The organism is Calidithermus timidus DSM 17022 (assembly GCF_000373205.1).
GTDB classification, from domain to species: domain Bacteria; phylum Deinococcota; class Deinococci; order Deinococcales; family Thermaceae; genus Calidithermus; species Calidithermus timidus.
In genome coordinates, this window is sequence record NZ_KB890700.1 from 199,884 (window position 1) to 221,928 (window position 22,045).

Consider the following 22,045-nt stretch of genomic DNA (forward strand, 5'->3'; position numbering starts at 1 on the left):
GGGGGTAAAAGCGCCTCGAGCCCGGTTCAGCCTGCCTCCACCGCGGCCACGTCCTTGCCCTGCTTGAGGGCCAGGATCAACTGCTCGATGAAGGGGCCGATCATGTCCCGCACTTCGCGGAAGGCCTTAGGCTCGTCCGCCGCTGCGGCGGGGTCGGGGAAGGAGTGGTGTAGGCGGGTGGTTTTGGCCGGGTAGACCGGACAGTTCTCGGCTGCCGAGTCGCAGACGGTGAGCACGTAGTCGAAGTTCCAGGGGTCGGGCACGTCGAAGAGGGTCTTGGAGTGGTGGGTGGAGATGTCGATGCCCCGCTCGGCCATGGCCGCGATGGCGTTGGGGTTGACCCGGGTGGCTTTGGTGCCCGCGCTGTGGACCTCGAGGTCCAGGCCGTGCTTCTGCGCGTAATAGCGGGCCCAGCCCTCGGCCATCTGGCTGCGGGCGGAGTTGGCGGTGCAGAGAATGAGCAGCCTCATCTTGCTTCAGTCTACCCCTCTGGGTCAGCTCAGGGTCAGGTGCAGTGCGGCGGCGCCGTCTGGGCAAGCCCTCCAGGGACAGCCCAACCTGCTGAAGCCGCTGGCGGACCTGCGGCAAACCCTCAGGTCACGATTGGGCCTCCTCGAGCGCTTGACCGCTCAGTCGAACCTGCCGTACGCACAAGGCCGCCAGCAGCGAAGCGGCGACCAGAACCCCTAGCACCGCGTCGTAGCTGCCCGCAACCCCGTGCAGCAGCCCTGCGCCGATAGGTCCCAGGCTCTGGGTAAGCGAGACCACCAGGCTGATGCCCCCGTTGATGCGCCCGTAGCTCTCGGAGCCGTAGAGCTCGGCGACGAGCCCGGCTCTGGCCAGGGTGCCCGCGCCGTTGCTCATACCGTACAGCAGCACGAAGGCCCCTACGCCCAGGCTGCCCGGCACCAGCAGCAGGGCCAGCGAGCCCAGTGCTTGGGCGAACATCACCCCCAGCGTGGCGTGGTAGAGCGACCAGCGCTGGCTGCCGGGCAGGAAGAAGGCTCGCCCCAGCAGTTGCACCAGCCCGATGGAGCCCACGGCAGCCGCCGTGAAGGCCGGGCTGTAGCCGCGCTCGAGCAATAGCGGCACCCCGTGCGCTCCAATGGCGGCAGTGGTCAGCCTCAAGAGGGTGAAGGCGGTGGCCAGCCACCAGAAGCTCGCCTCCGCGAAAGCGGCCCGGGCGCTCACGCTGGTTTCGGGAAGCTGTACGCCGGGGTCGGGCTCGCCGTCGGGCCACTGGCCCAAATCCTGGGGGCGGCGGCGCACGACGGCGTGCAGGGGCAGGGTGAGCAGCCCGAAGATCAGGGCCAGGACCACCAGGGCACTGCGCCAGCCCAGGCTCTCGACCAGCAGCGTTTCCAGCGGTACGAAGAGGGTGCTGGCCAGCCCGGCCACCATGGTGATGACGAAGGTGGCCCGGTGGCGCCAGCGGCGAAACCACACCGCCACCACCGTGAAGGCCACCTCGTAGAGCACCAGGGCCATCGCCAGGCCCATCCCCACCCATACCCCATAGAGGGCGCCCAAGCTGTGCACCTGCGACCAGGCCAGCAGCATCAGGCTGCCCAAGAGCGAGCCCAGCAGCAAGAGGCCCCGCGCTCCCCGGTGGTCCACCCAGTAGCCCACCGGGATCGCCATCAGTCCCGAGATCAACAGCCCCAGCGAGTAGGCCCCCGAGGTTTGGGCCCGGCTCCAGCCCAGCTCGGCCTCCATGGGTTTGACCAGCACGCCGAAGCCGTAGTAGAGGATGCCGTAAGAAATGGTCGTGGTCAGGGCCAGCGCCCAGACGATCCTCCAGCCGTAGAAGCGCCTGGGAGCCGTGTGGGGGGGCATGGAAGTGTTATACCCCAACGCAGCAGCAGCCTCGAGCCGCCACCAGCAGTTCCTGAACCCCGCTCTGGCCTCCATGGGGGATCTTTGGCTACACTCGTAGGTGGCGTGGGTAAGCGCAAGAACAAAAACTCCCCACACTCCCCTGACAAAAAAGCGACAGACTCCAGGCTGATGAAGCCCAGGAACGGGGGGAACCTCGAGATCCGTGGGGTGTACCTAAGCCAGGAGGCCTCCTGGCTTTCCTTCAACCGGCGGGTCTTGCTGCAAAGCCTGCGCCCGGACTTTCCCCTGCTCGAGCGGCTGCGCTTTCTGGCCATCTGGGCCAGCAACACCGACGAGTTTTTCGCCGCGCGCGTTTCACGGGCCTTTCTCGAGGAGCGCGGTGGGTCAAGCTACCTGGCCCTCTTGCAAGAAGCCCTCAGCCAGGCGCAGGAGGCCAGCCGCCTTTACCGCGAGTTTCTGCGCGAACTCACCGGGCTGGGGATCCACGTGCTCGAGCCCGCCCAGCTCACCAAGGCCGAACAGCAGTACTTCGGGGCTTATCTGGCTGAGGAGGTGGCCCCCCGCACCGACCTGATCCCCCCCGAGGCCATCGCCGACCTCTCGCCCAGGGCGCTGTACTTCGCTGCCGGGGACGGCTTGATGCACCACCTCATCCGCCTGCCCGACAGCCTGCCCCGCCTGCTGCCCATTCCTGGGCGCGAGGGCGGCTACGTGCGGCTGGGGGCGCTCATCCGCATGCGTTCCGACCTTTTCGTGCCCACCAAGAGCCAGCTCTTCGAGTTCCGTCTGATCCGGCTGGCCCAGCTCGAGCGCTCCCGCGCCGACTGGGACGAACTGCCCGAGGCCTTGGAGGCGAGGTTGGATGGCCGGGTGAGCCACCTCGAGCTCGAGGAGGACTTCCCTCAGCTGTGGGCCGAGAGCATCCGGGTGGCCCTGGGCCTGGAGCCGGAGGAGGTGTTCCGGCTTCTCCCCCCCCTGGACCTACGCTTCGTGAACACCATGGTGGAGGGGGGACCGGCCAGCGCCCGCTTCGCGGCCAACAAGCCCCTCAGGGTCAAGGGCTTCCTCGCGGACCCCTGGGGCTACCTGGACCGGCGCGACCTGGTGCTCTACCACCCCTTCGAGGACTACGGCCAGGTCGAAGCCTTCGCCCTCGCCGCCGCCCAGGACCCTAAGGTCGAGGCCATCCGCGCCACCCTCTACCGCATCGGTCAGGGCAACGGCATCGCCGAGGCCCTGATCCAGGCCGCCAAGGCTGGCAAGGATGTGGCGGTGCTGCTGGAGGGCCGGGCCCGCTTCGACGAGCTGATCAACCTCGAGTGGAGCCTGCGCTTTCAGGGCGCGGGGGTGCGGGTGCTGCCCCTGCCGAGCAAGAAAGTGCACGCCAAGGCCCTTTACGTGCGGCGGGAGGGGCAGGGTTACGTCCACCTGGGCACCGGCAACTACAACCCGCTCAACGGACGCTTCTACACCGACTTATCCCTCTTCACCGCCGAACCCCGCATCGGCCAGGACGTGGCCACGTTCTTCGGGGCCCTCGAGCGCAACCACGTTCCCCACCTCGCGGTTCTGCGCACCGCCGAGGGTATCCGCGAGGCGCTGTGTGAAGCCATCGAGGGTGAGGCCCACAAAAAGGGCGAGATCATCCTCAAGTGCAACCACCTCACCGATCCCACCATCCTGGCTGCCCTCGAGAAAGCCCTGCACAAGGGAGCCAGGGTCCACCTGATCGTGCGCTCTACCCTCACCGTGCTTTGGCCTGGGGTCAAAGTACGCAGCCTGGTAGGGCGCTACCTCGAGCACGCCCGCATCGCCGCCTTCAAAAACAAGGGTAAGTGGCGCGTTTGGGCCGGCAGCGCCGACCTCATGCCCCGCAACCTCGACCACCGCTACGAGCTGTTCTTCCCCATCCAGAGCAGCCGGGCTAAAAGCAAGGTGCTCGAGCTCCTGCGGGCTCAGCTCAACGACGACCGCAACACCTTCCTCCTCGGCCCCGAGGGCCAGGAGGCGCTGTGGGGAGGCAAGCACGACGGGCAGAAGCTGCCCTGAATGATCCTCGCCCATCGGCGAGCTCTGCAGAAGTCTTATGATTTAGGCCATGCAGCGCATCGGTATCGTGGACCTGGGCTCTAATACCAGTCGATTGGTGGTCTACCTCTTCGAGCCCGGCAAGCATTTCCGACTGATCGACGAGATCCGCGAGCCGGTGCGACTGGGAGAGGGGTTGGCCAGTAAGGGCCGGCTGAGCGAGGAGGGCATGGAGCGGGCTTTCTCGGCGCTCAAGCTCTATGCCGACTTTGCCGAGGCCACCGAGCTCGAGGAGGTGCGCGTGATTGCCACCAGCGCCGCCCGCGACGCCGAGAACGGGCCCGAATTCCTGCGCCGGGTGCGCGAGCTCGGGCTCAACATCCGCATCCTCTCGGGCGAGGACGAGGCCCGCTACGGGGTGATGGCCGTCGCCAACAGCTTCGCCCTCGAGGAGGCCTGGGTGATGGACTTAGGCGGGGGCAGCGCCCAGCTCTCCCGCATGGCGCAGCGCCGCTACAGCTTCGGGCGGGCCTACCCGTTGGGGGCGGTGCGGCTGACCGAGTTGTTCTTGAAGTCCGACCCGCCCAGGAAGGGCGAGGTCGAGGACCTCGAGCGCTTCGTGAAGAAGGAGATGCGCGAGGTGCTGAAGCAGGTGCGCGAGGAGCCGCTGCCGCTGGTGGCGATGGGGGGCACCATCCGCAACCTGGCCAAGCTCGTGCAGAAGCAGCAAAACTACCCGCTGGACCTCCTGCACGGCTACTGGCTCGAGCGCTCCGCTTTGGAGGAGCTGCTCGAGCGCCTGCTGAAGATGCCGCTGACCGAGCGGCGTGAACTCGAGGGCTTGCAGAGCGACCGCGCCGACATCATCGTGGCTGGGGGGCTGGTCTACCGCACGGTGCTGCGCGAGGGTGGGCTCAGGGGGTTGTGGGTCTCGGGGCAGGGGGTGCGCGAAGGGGTGTTCTACGAGGAGTTTTGTCCCGCTCCCCATCTCCTCGGCGACGTGCGCGGCTTCAGCGTGCGCAACCTCTTCGCGCGCTACCCCCAAGACTTCGGGCACACCGCACGGGTGCGCCACCTCTGCCGCCAGCTCTTCCGCGCCCTGGGGCCCCTGCACGGCTATGGCCCCGAGGAGGAGCGCTTGCTCGACGAGGCGGCTCTGCTGCACGACATCGGCATGAGCGTGGCCTACTATGACCACCACAAGCACGGGGAGTACTTGATCATGGGTGCGGCCATTCCCGGTATGACCCACCGCCAGCAGGCGCTGCTGGGCCTGCTGGTGCGCTACCACCGCAAGGGCGAGCCCAAGGTGGGCATCTATAAGGGCTTGCTCGAGGACGGCGACCCCCGCCGCCTGTTGCGCCTGGCGGCCATTTTGCGCCTGGCGGAGTACCTCGAGCGCTCCCGCGCGGGTCGGGTAGGGGGGTTGGAGGTGGGGCTGGGGGATCAGCGGGTGCGACTGGGCCTGCAGGCCGAAGAGGAACCCTGGGTCGAGATCGCCGAGGCCAGCAAGCAAGCCAAGCTCTTCAGGCAGGCCTTTGGGCGGGAGCTGGTGGTGGAGTGGGCGAGGTGAGGGAGATGGAAGTCTTCCTGGTGCGCCACGCCATCGCCGCCAACGCCCTCCCCGGCCAGGGCGACGATGCCCGGCCCCTCACGCCGGAGGGGGTCGAACGCTTCAAGCTCATGGTCAGGGCCCTGAAGAAGCTGGGCGTCGGCTTCGATCGCCTCTACTTCAGCCCCAAGCTGCGGGCGGTGCAGACCGCCGAGTTGCTGAAGCCGCTGCTGCGGGGGGAGGCCGAGGTGACGCCCCATCTGGCCGAAGCCCCCTCGAGCGCGCTGCTCGAGCAGCTGCGGGGGGAGTCGGTGGCCCTGGTGGGGCACGAGCCCTGGATGGGCGAGCTGTGCGCCTGGCTGCTCACCGGGGAACGCCTGGGTGAGCGCTTTCCCTTCAAGAAGGGCGGGGCGGCCCACCTCGAGGGCCGTCTCGAGCCCGGCGGGATGCGCCTGCTGGCCTTTTTGCCCCCGGCCATCGGGAGAAAACTGTGATTGACCCAGGGCGCTGGATCCTTCACCTGCGTGAACAGTTGCCCATCGCTCGCGAGGGTTCCGACCCCGAGGGAGTGCATCAGCTGCGGGTGGCCGCTCGGCGCTTGCGGGTGTGGCTCGAGTTGGCGGGCATGAGCGTGCTCGAGGACGACCTGGCCTGGTTGGTGCGGGTGGCTGGCCGGGTGCGCGACCTCGAGGTGCTGCTGAGCGGCGAGCAGCCCCGAGCCTTCGCCAGGTGGCTCCGGAAGGAACTCGAAGCCGCTCGAGCCGCCTTCGTTCCCGCGCTCGATTCCCCCCGGATGGCGGGGCTGCTGTGGGCCCTACCGAGCCTACCCCCCATCCCCATTCCCCAGGCCCAAGCCCGCCTGCCCCGTTTCGAGCGCCGCCTGCGACGCCGGGCCGCCACCTGGGCCCAGGAGGACACCCTCGAGGCCCTGCACAGCCTGCGCAGAGCCCTACGCCGCCTGCGCTACGCCAGGGAGTGGTTAGGGCACGACGCCGACGACCTCAGGCGCCTGCAGGATGCCCTGGGCCGGGCCGGCGACTTGGACTTCACCCTGGCCTACCTCCGGCACTTCGAGCAGCAGGGGGGAAAGGTCGCCGCGAGCTACAAAAAGCGGCTCGAGGTCAGCCTGCGAGAGGCCATCGAGCAGGCCCGACAGGGTTGGCGTGGATGGGATAAGGGCCTTTAGATTGGGCGTTCGACGCACGACCCAGGCATGCTGTCCGTTGACGGCTCCCATCCGCTCACCAATTCTCCGTGAAGCGATAGAGCCTGCCCTCGAGGCTGGCGACGTAGAGCGCGGCGCGGTAGGGGAGCGGGGGGACCTGCACGGGGCCCAGGCCGCTGGCCTCGAAGATCAGCCTGCCGCTGCTGGCCTCGAGCGCCAGCACCCGGCCCTCCTCGGTGGCGGCGAAGACGTGGCCTCCGGCCAGCGAGAGCCCCGCCGTGACCTTGCCCGCCGGGTAACTCCAGCACTCCTCGCCGCTCTCCAGGTTCACGGCGATGAGCTTGCCGCCCCAACTGCTGAGGTAGGCCCGCCGGTGGTCGAGGGCGGGCGGCCCCCAGACCTCGCCCTCGAGTTCGAAGCTCCACAGCACCTCGCGCCCCAGCGGGTCGAAGGCGTGGACTTCCCCCGCCCACGTAGGGATCAGCAGGATGCCCCGGGCAGCGGGGAGGCTGGCGTGAACCGGGCCGGTCTCGACCTTGTAGCGTAGGTGACCGCTGAGGGGATCGAGGGCGTAGAGCCAGCCGTCCTCGGCGGCGGCGAACAGGAGCCCGCGGTAGAGGGTAGGGGAGGCCGAGAGATGACCGCCCGCCTGGAAGGCCCAGATCAGGCTTCCCCCCTCGTCGATGCAGCGCAAAAAGCCGTCGCGCCCGGCCAGGTAGATGCGCCCGTCCAGGACCAGGGGGGCGGCGGTAATCTCGGCGCGGGTGGGGAAGCTCCAGGCCAGGCGTCCGGACGGCTCGAGTGCGCTCAGCGTGCCGTCCCAGGCCCCGACGTAGAGCCGCCCGTTGCCGAAGGCCGGTGGGGCGCTGACCTCGTCGGCCAGGGGAAGGCGCTGCACCCGGCCCTCGGCCAGGTCGAAGCGGGCCACTCCCCGCCCAGACCCAACCCACAACCGGCCTTCCCAGGCCACCAGCTCGCCCGGCCAGGCCACCTCACCCCCCAGGTCGTAGTTTCCGGCGATCTCGAGCCGCCCCGGTTCGGCGGGGCCACCGGGGTAGCGACCGCTCCGGCTGAGGCCGCCCCTGGGGGTGGCGCTGAGGTGTTCGCGGTACTCCCGCAGCACCTCACCCAAGCTGTGGGCCGCCGCCGCCGCGGAGGGCCTGGGACCGGAGTCCTTGTGCAGCAGGCTCTGGGAGAGCCTCGAGACCGAAGGAGGCACGGCGGGATTGACCTCGAGCAGCGGCCTGGGCTCCTCGTAGACGTGCTGATACAGCACCGATTGATCGTTCTCGCCCTCGAAGGGCGGCCTGCCGCTGAGGGTGCGGTAGAGCACAGCACCGAAGCTGTAGAGGTCGGCCTTGGGGCTCAGCGGCAGGCCTTTGGCCTGTTCGGGGGCCATGTACTGCGGGGTGCCCAGGGTGTAGCCGGTGCGGGTGAGGTGGCGGCTCTCCTGGATTAAGTAGGCCAGGCCAAAGTCCATCACCTTGGGGTGGCCCTCGGCGGTGAGCAGGATGTTGTGGGGGGTGAGGTCGCGGTGGATCACCCCGCGCTCGTGCAGGTGAGCCAGCGCCTCGAGCACCTTCTGCGCCGCCTCCAGCAGCCGCAGGCCCTCCAGTCCGTCTTCAAAGGGGCCCAGTTGGTCAAAGCTTCCGCCCTGCACCAGCTCCATCACGAAGAAGGTGCGGCCCTCCTCCTGCCCCAGGTCGTAGACTTGCACCACGCCGGGATGGGAGAGCTTGGAGAGGGCCTTGGCTTCCTGAAAAAAGCGCTGGCGCTCGGCGGGGTGCACGTAGGCGTGCAGTATCTTCACCGCCACTTGCCGCCCCACGCGCTCATCGGTGGCTCGCCACACCTCGGCCATGCCCCCCTCGCCCAGGGGAGCCTCGAGTCTGTAGCGACCTGCCAGCTTCACAAGGGGAATATATCCCATGCGGGAGGGCGTGGTTGAGGGCCACAAGCTATGGGCTGTCGCGCCTAGCGTCTTGCGTGCGAGGCAGGATGTGGGGCGTACGACCCCTGCGATCATCGATCACCGGCGCCCTCAGCGGTGCCCGGAAGCGCCGCAGGCGCAGGGCGTTGGAGAGCACGAGGACCGAGGACAGGCCCATGGCCGCGCCCGCCAGCACCGGCGAGAGCAGCCAGCCGGTAAAGGGGTAGAGCACGCCCGCGGCTACCGGGATCAGCACGATGTTGTAGGCGAAGGCCCAAAACAGGTTGAGCCGGATGTTGCGCAGGGTGGCCCGCGAGAGCGCGATGGCGTTGGGCACGCCGCGCAGGTCGCCCGACATCAAGATCACGTCGGCGGTCTCCATGGCAATATCGGTCCCGGTGCCGATGGCCAGCCCCACGTCGGCCTGGGCCAGCGCGGGAGCGTCGTTGATGCCGTCGCCCACGAAGGCGACCTTGTAGCCTTTGCCCTGAAGCTGCTTCACCGCCTCGGCCTTGCCCTCGGGCAGGACTTCGGCGAGTACCTCGTCTATGCCGAGCTGCTCGGCGATAGCCCGCGCGGTGCGGGCATGGTCGCCGGTGATCATCGCCACCTTGAAGCCCTGGCGGTGCAGCAGGGCGATGGCCTCGGGGGTCCCCTCCTTGAGGGGATCGGCCACCGCTAAAACCGCCGCCAGCTTCCCGCCCACCGCAGCGTAGAGCGGGGTTTTGCCTGCCTCGGCCAGGCGCTGGGCCAGGGCGGCGAAGGGGCTCACGTCAATGCCCAGCCGCGCCATGTAGCGCTCGGCTCCCACCTCCACCCGGTTCTCCCCTACCCATCCGCCCACCCCAAAGCCGGGGAGGGCCTCGAAGCCCTGGGGCTCGACGAGCTCCAGCCCCCGGGCCTCGGCTGCCTTCACGATCGCGCGGGCGATGGGGTGCTCGGATTTCTGCTCGAGGGAGGCGATCCGGCGTAGCACTTCGGCCTCCTCGAAGCCCCCCATGACCTGCAGGTCGGTGAGTTCCGGCTTGCCCTTGGTGAGGGTGCCGGTCTTGTCGAGGGCGATTACCTGGGCTTGTTGCAGCGTTTGCAGGGCCTCGCCCTTGCGGAAGAGCACCCCCATCTGGGCGGCCTTGCCGGTGCCCACCATGATGCTCACCGGGGTGGCCAGACCCATCGCGCAGGGGCAGGCGATGATCAGCACCGCCACCGTGTTGACCAGGGCAAAGCTTAGGGCGTTTTCCCCGCCGAGAAGCAGCCAGGTGAGGGCGGTGAAGAGGGCGATCCCCAGCACGATGGGGGTGAACACCGCCACCACCCGGTCGGCCAGGTTCTGGATGGCGGGCTTGGAGTTCTGGGCACCCTCGACCAGCTTGATGATCTGCGCGAGCACGGTATCCGCGCCCACCGCGGTAGCCCGGAAGGTGAAGGCCCCATGCTGGTTGACGGTTCCCCCGATTACCTTGGAGCCGGGCGTCTTGACCACGGGGATGGGCTCGCCGGTGATCATGGATTCGTCGACGTAGCTCTGCCCAAAGACCACCACCCCGTCCACCGGCACCTTCTCGCCGGGCCTGACCGAGATCACGTCGCCCGGTAGCACCTCGTCTACAGGGATTTCCCGCTCGAGCGCGCCCTCGACGATTCTCGCCGTCTTGGCTTGCAGGGAGAGCAACCGCCTCATGGCCTCGGAGGTGCGGCCCTTGGCGAGGGCCTCGAGGTACTTGCCCAGCAGGATCAGCGTGATCACCACACCCGAGGCCTCGAAGTAGGCGTGCCGGGCCTGTGGGGGAAAGACGCCAGGGAAGAGGACCACGCCCAGGCTGTAAAAGTAGGCCGCGCTGGTGCCGATCATCACCAGGCTGTTCATGTCGGGCGAGCCCGCGCGCAAAGCGGCCCAGCCGTGGCGGTAGAAGCGCAGGCCGGGGCCGAACTGCACCGGGGTGGCCAGGGCCAGCATCACCCAGTTCAGCGTGACCATGACCCCGTGCCCGAAGGTGCTCATCAGCCACCCCTCGACCGCGGGAAACAGCATGGGCAGCATGGCGATGAGGAGCAAGGGAAGGGCGAATACCGCCGAGATGAGCACCGAGCGGCGCAGGCTGGCGATCTCGCGGGCGCGGGCTTCGCGCTCGAGGTCGGCGCGGTCCTGGCCCGCCCCCGCCTCGAGCACCCCGTAGCCCGCGTCGCGGATGGCCCGCTTGAACTGGGCCGGGCCCACGCTGGCCGGAAGGAACCTGACCGTAGCCCGTTCGGTGGCCAGGTTGACGCTGGCCTCCAGTACCCCGTCCAGCCGCTTCAAGGCCCGTTCCACCCGCCCCACGCAGGCCGCGCAGCTCATGCCCGTGACCCCGAGCTCGACCTCGGCCACCACAGGGGTGTAGCCCACCTCCCTGACCTTCTCCACGAGGGTCTGCGGGGTAGTCTTCTCGGGGTCGTAGACGACGCTGGCGTTCTCGGTGGCCAGGTTGACCGAGGCCACCTCGACCCCCTCGACCTTCCTGAGCCCGCGCTCGACCCGGTTCACGCAGGCCGCGCAGGTCATGCCCTCGACGCCAATGTGCAGCTCTTTCATTCGCTTCACCAGCCAGACCCCAACCGCGCCCCTAGCGGTACTTCAGCACCTCCATCAGCTCCTCCACCATCCGCTGGGTATCACCCCGCAGGGCAGCGCTGGCCACGTGGTGCTCGAGGTGGCTCTTCAACACCAGGTCGCCCACCTTGTCCAAAGCGCCCTGCACGGCCTTGATCTGCTTGAGCACGTCCACGCAGTAGGGCTCGCCCTCGAGCATCTTCAAGATGCCCTCCAGGTGCCCCTTGGCCGAGAGCAGCCGGTTGCGGGCGTCTTCGCGCACTTTGGGCTCGAGGTGCAGGGTGTGTTCGGCGATAGGGTTCACGCTCGCCCCTCTCACTGCCGAACCGACGCGCCGTAGCCTTCTTCCTGCACCGCGGCGATGAGCGCTTCTACGGGAGCACTGCCCTCGACGATGGCCTTGCCTTCCTGAAGGAAGACCTCTACCTTCTCCACGCCCGGCACGCCCCTGAGGGCCTTCTCGACGCTCATCTTGCAGTGGCCGCAGCTCATGCCTTCGACCTTGAGCTCCGTGATCATCGCTTGCCTCCATCCACCCCCCTAGGGGAGGGGTACGGGATCAGCTTAGGCCCCGTACCGGATAAAGTCAACCCCACCCCGGGTGGGGTGGGAAAAGTTGGGATGTTGAAGGCTAGAGCGTCGCGAGCCACTGGCGGTACTGCTGGATTTCGCGGCTCTGCACGGCGATGACCTCCTGGGCGAACTTCTTGAGCTCGGGCTGGTTGGCCTTCTTCAGGGCGAGCTCGGACATGTCGATGGCGTCCTGGTGGTGGGGGATCATGCCCTCGAGGAAGGCCCGGTCTGGGTTTTGGCCTTTCATCCCCGTCATGGCGGCGTCCATCATGGTCTTCATGTCGTCGCGCATCATGTCCATGTACATCCGGGAGGGCGCCAGGCCGTACCAGCCCTTGAGCCAGGCGGTGAGCTGGGCGATTTCCCTGTTCTGCACGGCGATGATGTCCTGGGCCGCCTTGCGGACGCGCTCATCCTTCGACACCTCGAGCGCCGCCCGGGCCATCTCCACCGCGCCCTTGTGGTGCTCGATCATCATGGACATGTAGGCGACGTCGAAGTCCTTGCCCGAGAGCTTCTCGAGCGCTCCCATGCTCTTCATCGGCATCCCGCCGTGCTGCGAATGGTCGGTCTGGGCCAGGGCTAAGCCGAGCGCGAGTGTAAGCACCACGATTCTTCGAATCATCTCTCCTACCTCCGTGCAAGATAGTGGGGGACTTGTGTTAAGCCCGTGTAAAGCGCCGCCGCGACCTCACCCCCAGCAGCAGTGCGTTCACCGTCACGGTCACGGTCGAGGCGCTCATCAGCAGCGCCGCCCACTCGGGCCGCAACAGGATGCCGTAGCTGTTGTAGAGTGCCCCCGCCGCGACGGGGATGGCGAGCAGGTTGTAGATGGCCGCCCAGAAGAGGTTCTGCTTGATCTTGCCGCGCACCTTGCGGGCCAGGGCGATGCTGCGGGCCACGTCGGCGGGGTTGTTCTTCACCAGCACCACGTCGGCGGTCTCCACGGCCACGTCGGTGCCGGCCCCGATGGCCATGCCTACCTCGGCCTGGGCTAAGGCGGGGGCGTCGTTCACCCCGTCGCCCACCATCGCCACCTTGCGCCCTTGAGCCTGGAGCTCCCTCACTTTAGCCGCCTTCTCCTCGGGCAGAACCTCGGCGATCACCGTGTCCATGCCGAGCTGGCGGGCCACGGCCTCGGCGGTGCGGCGGTTGTCCCCCGTGAGCATGACCGTCTTCAGTCCCAGCGCGTGCAGGGCTCTGACCGCTTCCACCGCGCTGGGGCGGATCACGTCGGCCACGGCGACGAGCCCCACGACCTTGCCGTCTATCGCCACGTATACGACGGTCTTCCCCTGGGCGGCGAGTTCGGCCGCTTGGGCCTCGAGGTCCCCCAGCGCTATCCTCTCCCGCTCCATCAGCTTCTTATTGCCGATGAGTACCCTCCGGCCCTGCACCGTCGCCACGACCCCGTGACCTGGAACCGAGTCGAAGGCGTCGGGCGGCTGCACACCCACGCCCTGCTCTTCGGCCGCCTGCAGGATTGAGCGGGCCAGAGGGTGCTGCGAGGGCTGGTCGGCGGAGGCAGCGAAGCGCAACAGCGCTTTCTCGTCCATGCCGTGAGCGGGGATCAGGTCGGTGAGGGCAGGCTTGCCCTCGGTGAGGGTGCCGGTCTTGTCGAAGACCACGGTATCCAGGGCAGCGGTGGCCTCGAGCGCCGCCGCGTTTTTGAACAGCACGCCCTCCCGGGCCGCCAGCCCCACCCCTACGGTGATGGCCGTGGGGGTCGCCAGGGCCAAGGCGTCCGGGCAGGCGACCACGATGGCCGAAACCCCTGCGGTGAGCGCGAAGACCAACCCCTGCGCCCCCAGGAAGTACCAGAAGAGGAAGGTGAGCACGCCCGAGCCCAGCGCGATGAACACCAGGTACTTCCCGGCCAGGTCGGCCAGGCGCTGGGCCGGGGCCTTGGAGGCTTGGGCGTTGCGCACCATCTGCACGATGCGCGAGAGCGCGGTGTCGGCACCCACCGCCGTGGCCTCGAAGGTGAAGGCCCCGGTCTGGTTCACCGTCCCCCCAATCACCTTCGCGCCGGGGGTCTTGGCCACGGGGATGGGCTCGCCGGTGATCATGGATTCGTCGACGTAGCTCTGCCCCGAGATCACCACCCCGTCCACCGGCACCTTCTCGCCGGGCCTGACCACGACCTCATCGCCCACCAGCACCTGCTCGAGTGGGATTTCCACCTCCTGCCCGCCCCGCCGGACGCGGGCCGTGGCGGGGGCCAGCTTGAGCAGGGCCTCTACCGCCCGGCCAGTGGCGAAGCGCGCGCGCATCTCGAGCCAGTGCCCCGCCAGGCTGAAGGTGGTGAGCATGGCCGCCGCCTCGTAAAACACCTCGCCCTCGAAAAAGAAAGTGGCCCCCAGCGAGTAGGTGTAGGAGACCAAAATGCCCGTGGCGATGAGGGTCATCATGTTGGCCTCGCCCCGCAGCAGGGCCCGCCAGGCCGCACGAATGAAGGGCCAGCCCCCCCACCACACCACCGGCGTTGCCAGCAGGAAACCCCACAGCCCCATCGAGAGGCCGAAGGGCGGCATCTCGGGGAAGCCCAGCGCCCCTCCGATGGGGGAGAAGAGCACGATGGGCAGGGTGAGCAGCAGCGAGGCCACAAAGCGCCGCAGCATGTCATTTACCATGGCTGCCCCGTGCCCGGCATGTGCGTCATGGGCTTTGAGCGGAGCGGTACCATGCGCGTGAGGCTGGGTGGGGCCGGGATGCGAATGCGCGTGACCGGCCCCGGGATGGCCGGGCTGGCTGGCCGAAGCCTGGCAGTCCCGGCAGGTGCAGCCATAGCCGCCTTGCTCGAGCCGCCGGCGCAGGGCCTCGGCACCGATTCGCCCAGGGTCGTAGCTCACGTGCGCCACGGCGCGGGTGCGGTCAAAGTGGACACCGCTGACGCCGGGCAGCCGGGCCAGATAGCTTTCTAGGCCAGCTTGTTCGGAGGCGTCGTGGCAGTTTTTGAGGGTGAGCTCGAGCACCCCTTCACGCCGATCGCCGTGCCCTGGGGTTTTCAACATGGCTAGACCTCCAGTCTCATACCCACCCCACCTGAGGTGGGGTATAGGATCAAAGTAGTCCGGATCATGCAAAAGGTCAACCCCCACCAACTTTCCCTGCCGGTGAGTGAGGCTTAGGGCTTCAGAGCCTCGGCAACCGCGGCGAGCAATTCTTCCTTGTGCTCGTAAGAAGGCCGCAGAAACACCAGCGTGGCGTTTGTCCAGTCCTGCACGGCGGCAATTTCGGTTTCGTCGGGTAGCTTGAGGTGGGGGTAGGCCCCGTACTCCACGTACATGCCGAAACGCTCGGCCACGGCCTCCAGAGCCAGCACGGTATCCCGGTCGAAACGAATGACGAAAGGTAGCAAAAAGGCGGGCTTTCCGCAACTTCCACCCAGGCCCACCATGGGAAAACCTGCGAGGCTCGGGGTCTGGTATTTGCGCCGACAGCGCTCGAGAAAGGCCTCACGGTCGCGCACGAGGGCTTTGCTGGTCTTGAGGCTGGCGACGTACTGGCCCAGCGAAGGTTCGGTGGCTTCCACCTGCCGACCCTCAATCGGTACGCATGCCCGCTACTCTGCCAGGAAAATCCCGTGCCAGGTGTGGATCCAGACCTCGCCGGTGTAGGCGCTCACCGAGAGCATGCCCTCGATCTCCTTGCGGCCAAAGTCAAAGGTGTAGTAACCACCGAAGGCCTGACCTTCCAGAACCTTGGCCCCCGGCAGGTAGCCCTTGAGGAACTGCTCAGCCAACTTCTGCGCGGCAGCCTTGTTGTAGCGGGTGGTGGCTGGAGGCTGACTCTGCATCATGCCCATCATGCCGTAGCCCATGCCCAAGCGGGTGTTCCACATCATGTTGGGGCCGGGCTCGAGGTAGACGTTGCCGGTGTAGCGGTCGGCCAGGATCTCCACCAGGCCGTTGCCCCTGGCGTCGACCACCTGGGCGTAGTAGTTCTCGCTGAAGCTCATGAAGTCCTTGAGCCTGGCCTCGGGGCTAAAGCGTTTGGCGAAGGCCTCGAGCCGGGCCTTGGCTTCGGCTGGGGAGATGGGCTGGGCTTGGGCGGGGTAAACGCTCATCATGCCCATTCCCATCCCCCCGCCCATCATCATTCCAGGGCCGTACCCGTAGCCCGGATTGCCCCACATGCCCTGGGTGAGGGCTATCCCCAACACGGCCAGGCCTGCGATTCCCAACCAGAGCAATTTGCGTTTCACGGCATGCCTCCTCACCCGCTCAGGTCGCGCTTCATCCGCTCAAAGCTCTCCTTGTCGAGTTCCCCTCTGGCGTAGCGTTCCCGCAGAATCTCCAGCGCGCGATCCCGCCCCTCGCTCGATGGACGGGAGAAGGCCCGTACCAGCAGGTAGACCAGCAGCACCAGGACGGCTAACTGGATCAGCATCCCGAGCCAACCCCAGCCGCCCATCATTCCGTAGCCATAAGGCCATCCCATCATCTCGACCTCCAGCTATATCCTACGGCGGTATTGTTAAGCTGGCGTAAAACCTCGCTGGGAGGTGATGGGAAGGTGGTTACTTGAGGTAGCGATCGAAGAAGGCCACCGACTTGCGCATGGCGGTGGCGAAGCTCTGGCTGAGGTTGTGGTCGTTTCCGGGATAGAGGTAGAGCTCGTGGCTTTGCCCGGCTGCCTTGAGCTGGGCCGAGAGCTTTTGGGAGAAGCTCGCCGGGACCACGCTATCGGCCAGCCCGTGGTGGAGCTGGATGGGCGAGATCCCCTGGCTTAGGTAGCTGTTGGCCGAGATGGCGTTCCAGAAAGCCGGGTTGCTCTGGGGGGTGCCGTGCTGACGGATGAACTCCTCACGTCGGCGACGGGCTTGTGAGGGGATGGTGCCTGGGCGGCTGGGCCGCCGCCAGCCGCCCAGGATGTCGCTGTAGGGAGCCACCACCCCCGCCCAGATCACCCCGGCCCGGATGCGTCGGTCGATCACCATGGCCCGCAGGGTCAGATAGCCCCCCATCGAGTGCCCCCACATGCCGATGCGCTCGGGGTTGACTTCCCCAAAGCGGCGCAGCGAGGCGTAGGCGTTGAGCACGTCGATGGTGTAACCCGGCGACCAGTAGGCCCCACTGGGCTCGCCCTCGGAGTTGCCGTGGCCGCGTAGATCGATCTTGAACACCACGTAGCCCCGGCGGGCGAAGCCGTCGACATAGGCCACGTAGCGCTCAGTGGTGCGGTACTGCTCGGGGGGGATGTAGCCGTGCACGAAGACGATGCCTGGCCAGCCTCCCTGGGGCTTCTTGCCGTTGGGGATGGTGAGCAGCCCGTAAATCTTGAGCCCCTCTGAGCGGTAAGAGGCGATGTAGCGCTGGTAGTTGGAGCCGGGGGCCAGGCGCTGCTCGAGGACGATGGCAGAGCCGGGGTAGCTGCCCTGCCGCATGGCCTCGATGGCCATGGGGTGCTCGAGGGGGTTGGGCTGGGCCAGAGCTGTGCCGAGGCCCACAGCCGTCACTGCCGAAAGGAGCCGGCTGGGCTTCATGGGTCAAAATTAAACTCGCAAGGCTGCCTCGAGTAGAAGCCGCCTTACCAAGCCGAAGTGGGGAGGGTGAACCAGAAGGTGCTGCCGCGTCCGACCCCGCTCTTCAGGCCCATACTGCCCCCCATGGCCTCGGCCAGGCCCCGTGCGACCGCGCCCCAGGCGTAGACGTGGGCATAGGAAGCCAGCACCGTGGCCCACTCCTCCTCGCCGAAGAGGAAAATCCCCCGTTGGCCGGTGCTCCCCGAAGTGGCACAGACCCATTAGCGTCCCAGGAAACGCTCGTCGCCCCGGAGGGTCTTCAGGTGGGCCTCCACCTCGCAGGCGGAGGGCCGGCCTACACCTCCGGCCCGACCGTCCCAAGGAAGTCGCCCGCGGCGACCAGCAGCCCACCTCCGACCTCAGGGGTAGCTGGGGCAGGGGCCGGGGCGGGGGGAGCGCGACCACCCTGGCCTGCCGCCGAACGTGCTGGGCTTTTTTCGAGGATTCCATGGCTCACCTCCGCTGCCGGGGAAGGGGGGCTAAGGCCGGACCTCGAGCACCCCCATCATCCCCCGATCCTCGTGCTCGACGATGTGGCAGTGGTAGACGGTGACCCCGCTGAAGTCGCGCAGGGGCACCGCGATCCGTACGGTCTCGTTCTTGCGCAGGTTCACGGTGTCCTTCCAGGCCCGGTAGGGCGCCGGCTTGCCGTCCCGCGAGAGCACCTGGAAGGGGTAGGTGTGCAGGTGGAAGGGGTGATCCATGTCGGTCTTGTTGACGATCTCCCAGACCTCGAGCGTCCCCAGCTTGGCCTGGATGTCCACCCGGCCGGGGTCGAACATCCGGTCGTTGATGAAGAACTCGGCCTGCATCATGCGCTCGCCCAGTACCAGGCGGCGGGTGGCGGCGGCCCTGGAGGGCTCGAGCGGTTCGACGGGGGCCAGCGAGGCCGGCAGGGGCAGGGGCTTGGGGTTGGCCGGGGCCACGAGGGTGAGCAGGGTCTCGAGGTGGGTGGCTCCCATGCCCATCATGGGGCCCATCATCCCCGCGTCGCCCATGCCCCCCATCCCTTGGCCCATCCCCTGGTCGCCCCTCATGCCGTTCATGCTCCCGTGCATCATCATCGCGCCGCGGTCGTAGGGGAGGGCCTGCAGCCGGTAGTTGCCGGGCCGGCTCAGGCGCACCAGCACCTCGGCCCGCTCGCCGGGGGCCAGCGGGAGCTCGGTGAGCTCGACGGGCTTCTCCAGGAAGCCGCCGTCGGTGGCGATGAGGTAGAGGGGATGGTTTTCCAACGCCAGCCGGTAGTAGCGGGCGTTGCTGGCGTTCAGGAGGCGCAGGCGCAGGGTGGCTTTTTGGGCCCGCAGGGTCGGGCGCACGGCGGCGTTGACGGTGAGCAGGTTGCCCTCCCGGCCGTTCATCCAGTCCATTTGTGTCCAGGCCGGGATCTGGTCGCCGGAGAAAGCCCAGTCCTTGAGCACCAAGAAGTGTTCCTCGGCCCCCTTCAACTCGGGCAGGGCGTCCATGGGCCCCTCCACCACCAGCAGGCCCGCCAGCCCCGCGTAGAGCTGCTCCGCCACCCGGCCGTGGAGGTGGGGGTGGTACCAGTAAGTCCCCGCCGAGCCCTTGGGGATCGCGAACTCATAAAGGCGGCTCTCGCCGGGCGGGATCACGGCGAGCGGGTCGTCCACGCTGGGGGGCACGTGCAAGCCGTGCAGGTGCAGGTTGGTGGGCTCGGGAAGGTTGTTGGTGAAGTTCAGCCGCACCGTCTCGCCCTCGCGCACCCGCAGGATAGGGCCGGGGAAGCCACCGTAGGTCATCAGCCGGGCGGGCTTGCCGCTCAGGATCAGGTTGCCCTGCCGGGCGGTGATCTGGGCCTCCACCACGCCATCGGCCCGGCGCACCTCCAGCGTGCGGGGCTGGGGAAAGGGGCTTTGGGCAAAGGCGGGGAGCCTAAAGAGCCCGTAGCTGCTCGCCAGGCCCAGGGCTCCGTACTTCAACAGTTCGCGTCGGTTCATAATTCCTCCTGCTTGAGCCTACGCGTGGAGTGTTAAGCCTGTGCAAAGGGCAACCCCCGGCCACGGCCGGGGGCTCGAGGGGGCGGGCATCCGGCGGCCTGGGCCATGCGGCGGCAGGCGTCGGCACAGGCCCGGCAGACCCGGGCGTTTAGCCGCGAGCCCCGCAGCATGAAGTCCTTGGCCGTTTCGCAAATCTGTACACAGTCCATCATAATGGTCATGCGGTTGGGCCCGACGTGCTGGCCGCCGTGCGGCAGGCAGGGTTGAACGGTGGTGAGGCGTGCGGCACTGCCCGCAGGTTCCGATGCAAGCCTGCATGGTGGGGCTCATGCCGGTGGTGCCGTGGGGGTGGTGCTGGCTGCATGGCTGGATCTCCTGAAATTTGGCCTTTCGGCCCTGATCCTGCTGGCAATTCCGGACGACGAGAGGCAGGGTTAAAGCTCGAGCCGGCGGGGGAGGAGGTTCAACTTTAGCCCTCCCGCCTGAAATTGCCTTGAGTGCCGGCTGAAACTACCGGGTTTACAAAGGCTTAACACCAAGGCATTAGCCTCTGTCGGAGAGGAAGCTTATGACCCATCAACCCGATCGAAGACGAGCGCTGAAGATACTCGGCGGTCTCGCCCTGGGCCTGGCCGGCGGAGCCCTGGCGCAGCAGGGGAGTGCCCTAAAGGGCCTCGAGGCCACCCTCTACAAGTCGCCCACCTGCGGCTGCTGCGGGGAGTACGTGAAGTTCCTCCAGGCCCAAGGCGCCCTGGTGAAGGTGGTGCTGCAGGACGACCTCAGCCCCCTCAAGCGCCGCTACGGGATCCCGCCCGAGGCCCAGAGCTGCCACACCGTGCGCCTCGCGGGCTACACGGTGGAGGGGCACGTCCCGCTGGCCGCCCTCCAGAAGCTGCTGCGCGAGCGGCCCAGGATCGAGGGGATCGCCCTGCCGGGCATGCCCTCGGGCACGCCGGGGATGCCCGGCCCCAAGACCCAGCCCTACCGGGTGCTGGCCCTCGTCAAAGGGCGGCTCGAGCCCTTCGTGACGCTTTAGGGCGCCCCTTCCCACCGGATCAGGCGCAGCGCGAGGGAAGAGCGCGACAGGGCTCAGGATCGGGCTGGCGGTAGCGTGAACCAGAAGGTGCTGCCGCGCCCGACCCCGCTCTTCAGGCCCATACTGCCCCCCATGGCCTCGACCAATCCCCGCGCGACCGTGAGGCCCACCCCGCTCCCGCCGTCCTGGCGGCTGCGGGCCGAGTCCACGCGGTAGAAGCGCTCGAAGACCCGCGCCTGGTGCTCGGGGGGTATGCCAGGGCCGGTGTCGCGCACGCTGAAGCGCACCCCGCCCCGCGCCGGCTCGGCCTTCAGTGCTACCTCCCCGCCGGGCGGGGTGTGGCGCAGGGCGTTGGCGAGCAGGTTGGAGAGCACCTGCTGCAGGCGCTCGGGGTCGCCCCACACCGCCGGCAGCGGCCCGCAGGGCTCGAGCCGCAGGGCCACCCCCTGTTCGGCGAACACCAGCGCGAAGCGCTCGAGGGCCTGCCTCAGGGCCTCGACGGGGTCGAGCGTCTGCGGGCGGATCTCCACCGCCCCGGCCTCGACCCTCGAGACCAGCGACAAATCCTCGACCAGGCGGCGCATGGCCCGCACCTCGTGGCTGATGCGCTCGGCGGCCTGCTCGGGCGGCAGCACCCCGTCGGCCAGGGCCTCGGCGTAGCCCTGCAGCCCGGCCAGGGGCGTGCGCAGCTCGTGGGCGACGGAGCCGATGAGTTCAATTCGTCCCTGCTCGACCCGTTCCAGCGCCTCGGCCATGCGGTTGAAGTCCTGGGCCAGTGAGGCCAGTTCGTCGCGCCCCTGAACCTTCAGGCGGTTGCGGTAATGCCCCTGGGCAATCTCTCGGCTGCCGCGGGCCAGCAGCCGCACGCTCTGGCTTACCCGCCTCGAGACCACCCAGGCCGTGCCCGCCGCCAGCAGCCCGGCCAGCGGCAGCGAGGCCAGCCAGGCGGCGGTGAGGGTCGAGCGCAGGCCGCGCTCGAGGTCGGTTTGCAGCTCGTGGCCCTGCGGCCCGATGGCCGCCACCATCCGCTCGATGTGGCTTTGGTAGAAGCGTGGGGCCAGCCACTCCGCGAAGCCCAGCAAGGCCACCAGCGCCACCAGCGCCGCCAGCAGGTGGGTCAGGAACAGCCGTGTGAACATCATTCCTCCCGGAAGCGGTAGCCCACCCCGCGCACCGTCTCGATGTAGCGGGGGTTGTCGCCGTCTTCGCCCAGCTTCCGGCGCAAGCCCGCGATGTGCACGTCCACCACGCGCTCGACGCCAGGGAAGTTCCCGCCCCACACCCGCTCGAGCAGCCGCGCCCGGCTCCACACCAGCCCAGGGTGCTGGGCCAGGGTGAGCAGCAGGTCGAACTCCAGCCGCGACAGGGGCAGGGGAGCCCCATTCAGCAAGGCCACGCGTTCGGCGGGCTTGAGGGTAAGGGCCCCGAAGGCGAGCTCGTCGCGTAGGCCGCGCCGGCGCAGCAGGGCCCGCACCCGCGCCACCACCTCGCGCGGGCTGAAGGGCTTGGTTACGTAGTCGTCGGCGCCACTGTCGAGGCCCTCGATGCGCTCTTCCTCCTCACCCTTGGCGGTGAGCATGAGGATGGGCAGATCGGGGTAGTTCCGATGCGCCTCCTGAGCCACCTCGAGTCCCCCCACCTTCGGCAGCATCAGATCCAGGATCAGCAGGTCGGCCGCGCCCAGTCGGGCCAGGGCCTCGGCCCCGTCGCGCGCCGCGAGGATTTCGTGCCCCTCCTGGCGCAGGTAGGCCCCCAGCACCTCGTGGATGGAGGGGTCGTCGTCGACCAGCAGCACTCGAGCCATATTCACCCCCAGCTTATGCACGACGTGGGGTCGAGGGCCAAGGCAT

At 68.0% G+C, this 22,045-nt stretch carries 22 protein-coding genes; 5 read left to right on the forward strand and 17 right to left on the reverse strand.

Going from position 1 to position 22,045, the window contains the following annotated elements; genetic code table 11:
• Nucleotides 1-26: 26 nt before the first annotated feature.
• Both B047_RS0113945 and B047_RS0113950 read right to left on the reverse strand, forming a co-directional pair.
• A complete protein-coding gene (locus tag B047_RS0113945) occupies nucleotides 27-470 on the reverse strand; it encodes an arsenate reductase ArsC (RefSeq protein ID WP_018467591.1) in 444 nt (147 codons plus the stop codon).
• A gap of 127 nt (nucleotides 471-597) precedes the next feature.
• Nucleotides 598-1,836, reverse strand: coding sequence for an MFS transporter (locus B047_RS0113950; RefSeq protein WP_018467592.1), 1,239 nt, complete (start codon nucleotides 1,834-1,836; stop codon nucleotides 598-600).
• Nucleotides 1,837-2,007: 171 nt separating this feature from the next.
• Here B047_RS0113950 and B047_RS0113955 point away from each other — a divergent pair, with 171 nt between their 5' ends.
• Genes B047_RS0113955 through B047_RS0113970 form a run of 4 tightly spaced genes read left to right on the forward strand, consistent with a single transcriptional unit; the run spans nucleotide 2,008 to nucleotide 6,605 of the window.
• Nucleotides 2,008-3,888: a polyphosphate kinase gene (locus B047_RS0113955; protein WP_018467593.1), complete on the forward strand. Its 1,881-nt coding sequence runs from the start codon at nucleotides 2,008-2,010 to the stop codon at nucleotides 3,886-3,888.
• Nucleotides 3,889-3,937: 49 nt separating this feature from the next.
• Nucleotides 3,938-5,440 carry a Ppx/GppA phosphatase family protein gene (locus tag B047_RS0113960; protein WP_018467594.1) on the forward strand — a complete coding sequence of 501 codons (1,503 nt, stop codon included), beginning with the start codon at nucleotides 3,938-3,940 and terminating at the stop codon, nucleotides 5,438-5,440.
• A gap of 5 nt (nucleotides 5,441-5,445) precedes the next feature.
• The gene (sixA, locus tag B047_RS0113965; protein ID WP_026234903.1) at nucleotides 5,446-5,913 is read left to right on the forward strand and encodes a phosphohistidine phosphatase SixA; all 468 of its coding nucleotides are present in this window, start codon (nucleotides 5,446-5,448) and stop codon (nucleotides 5,911-5,913) included.
• Nucleotides 5,910-6,605: a CHAD domain-containing protein gene (locus B047_RS0113970; protein WP_018467596.1), complete on the forward strand. Its 696-nt coding sequence runs from the start codon at nucleotides 5,910-5,912 to the stop codon at nucleotides 6,603-6,605. Before sixA ends, B047_RS0113970 begins: the two co-directional genes overlap by 4 nt.
• Before the next feature lie 55 nt (nucleotides 6,606-6,660).
• On the opposite strand, the gene B047_RS0113975 is transcribed toward B047_RS0113970, so the two are convergent.
• The 13 genes from B047_RS0113975 to B047_RS18775 all read right to left on the reverse strand — a co-directional run bounded on the left by B047_RS0113975 (nucleotide 6,661) and on the right by B047_RS18775 (nucleotide 19,416).
• Nucleotides 6,661-8,514: a protein kinase domain-containing protein gene (locus B047_RS0113975; RefSeq protein ID WP_040779911.1), complete on the reverse strand. Its 1,854-nt coding sequence runs from the start codon at nucleotides 8,512-8,514 to the stop codon at nucleotides 6,661-6,663.
• Nucleotides 8,515-8,542: 28 nt separating this feature from the next.
• Complete coding sequence (locus B047_RS0113980; RefSeq protein ID WP_018467598.1) at nucleotides 8,543-11,086, reverse strand: heavy metal translocating P-type ATPase; 2,544 nt, start codon at nucleotides 11,084-11,086, stop codon at nucleotides 8,543-8,545.
• A gap of 31 nt (nucleotides 11,087-11,117) precedes the next feature.
• A complete protein-coding gene (locus B047_RS0113985) occupies nucleotides 11,118-11,408 on the reverse strand; it encodes a metal-sensitive transcriptional regulator (RefSeq protein ID WP_018467599.1) in 291 nt (96 codons plus the stop codon).
• Nucleotides 11,409-11,419: 11 nt separating this feature from the next.
• Nucleotides 11,420-11,623 carry a CopZ family metallochaperone gene (locus B047_RS0113990; RefSeq protein ID WP_018467600.1) on the reverse strand — a complete coding sequence of 68 codons (204 nt, stop codon included), beginning with the start codon at nucleotides 11,621-11,623 and terminating at the stop codon, nucleotides 11,420-11,422.
• A gap of 112 nt (nucleotides 11,624-11,735) precedes the next feature.
• Nucleotides 11,736-12,302: a DUF305 domain-containing protein gene (locus B047_RS0113995; protein WP_040779913.1), complete on the reverse strand. Its 567-nt coding sequence runs from the start codon at nucleotides 12,300-12,302 to the stop codon at nucleotides 11,736-11,738.
• Between the two features lie 37 nt (nucleotides 12,303-12,339).
• Nucleotides 12,340-14,691 carry a heavy metal translocating P-type ATPase gene (locus B047_RS0114000; RefSeq protein ID WP_018467602.1) on the reverse strand — a complete coding sequence of 784 codons (2,352 nt, stop codon included), beginning with the start codon at nucleotides 14,689-14,691 and terminating at the stop codon, nucleotides 12,340-12,342.
• A gap of 113 nt (nucleotides 14,692-14,804) precedes the next feature.
• Nucleotides 14,805-15,212 carry a hypothetical protein gene (locus B047_RS0114005; protein WP_018467603.1) on the reverse strand — a complete coding sequence of 136 codons (408 nt, stop codon included), beginning with the start codon at nucleotides 15,210-15,212 and terminating at the stop codon, nucleotides 14,805-14,807.
• Nucleotides 15,213-15,242: 30 nt separating this feature from the next.
• A complete protein-coding gene (locus tag B047_RS0114010; RefSeq protein WP_018467604.1) occupies nucleotides 15,243-15,884 on the reverse strand; it encodes a hypothetical protein in 642 nt (213 codons plus the stop codon).
• Between the two features lie 11 nt (nucleotides 15,885-15,895).
• Nucleotides 15,896-16,123 carry an SHOCT domain-containing protein gene (locus tag B047_RS0114015; protein WP_018467605.1) on the reverse strand — a complete coding sequence of 76 codons (228 nt, stop codon included), beginning with the start codon at nucleotides 16,121-16,123 and terminating at the stop codon, nucleotides 15,896-15,898.
• Nucleotides 16,124-16,199: 76 nt separating this feature from the next.
• Entirely contained in the window at nucleotides 16,200-17,165 is a 966-nt protein-coding gene (locus tag B047_RS0114020) for an alpha/beta hydrolase family protein (RefSeq protein ID WP_018467606.1), read from the reverse strand.
• 44 nt (nucleotides 17,166-17,209) lie between these two features.
• Nucleotides 17,210-17,353, reverse strand: a complete 144-nt coding sequence (locus tag B047_RS17995; RefSeq protein WP_018467607.1) for an ATP-binding protein — start codon at nucleotides 17,351-17,353, stop codon at nucleotides 17,210-17,212.
• Nucleotides 17,354-17,683: 330 nt separating this feature from the next.
• Entirely contained in the window at nucleotides 17,684-19,159 is a 1,476-nt protein-coding gene (locus B047_RS0114030) for a multicopper oxidase family protein (protein WP_018467608.1), read from the reverse strand.
• 32 nt (nucleotides 19,160-19,191) lie between these two features.
• Complete coding sequence (locus tag B047_RS18775; protein ID WP_476695747.1) at nucleotides 19,192-19,416, reverse strand: four-helix bundle copper-binding protein; 225 nt, start codon at nucleotides 19,414-19,416, stop codon at nucleotides 19,192-19,194.
• Nucleotides 19,417-19,727: 311 nt separating this feature from the next.
• Here B047_RS18775 and B047_RS0114040 point away from each other — a divergent pair, with 311 nt between their 5' ends.
• Nucleotides 19,728-20,195 carry a DUF411 domain-containing protein gene (locus tag B047_RS0114040; RefSeq protein ID WP_018467610.1) on the forward strand — a complete coding sequence of 156 codons (468 nt, stop codon included), beginning with the start codon at nucleotides 19,728-19,730 and terminating at the stop codon, nucleotides 20,193-20,195.
• A 53-nt stretch (nucleotides 20,196-20,248) separates the two neighbouring features.
• Here the strand turns inward: B047_RS0114040 and B047_RS0114045 are convergent, their stop codons facing one another.
• Nucleotides 20,249-21,334 carry a sensor histidine kinase gene (locus B047_RS0114045; RefSeq protein WP_018467611.1) on the reverse strand — a complete coding sequence of 362 codons (1,086 nt, stop codon included), beginning with the start codon at nucleotides 21,332-21,334 and terminating at the stop codon, nucleotides 20,249-20,251.
• Nucleotides 21,334-21,999, reverse strand: a complete 666-nt coding sequence (locus tag B047_RS0114050) for a response regulator (RefSeq protein WP_026234907.1) — start codon at nucleotides 21,997-21,999, stop codon at nucleotides 21,334-21,336. Before B047_RS0114050 ends, B047_RS0114045 begins: the two co-directional genes overlap by 1 nt.
• Nucleotides 22,000-22,045 lie beyond the last annotated feature (46 nt).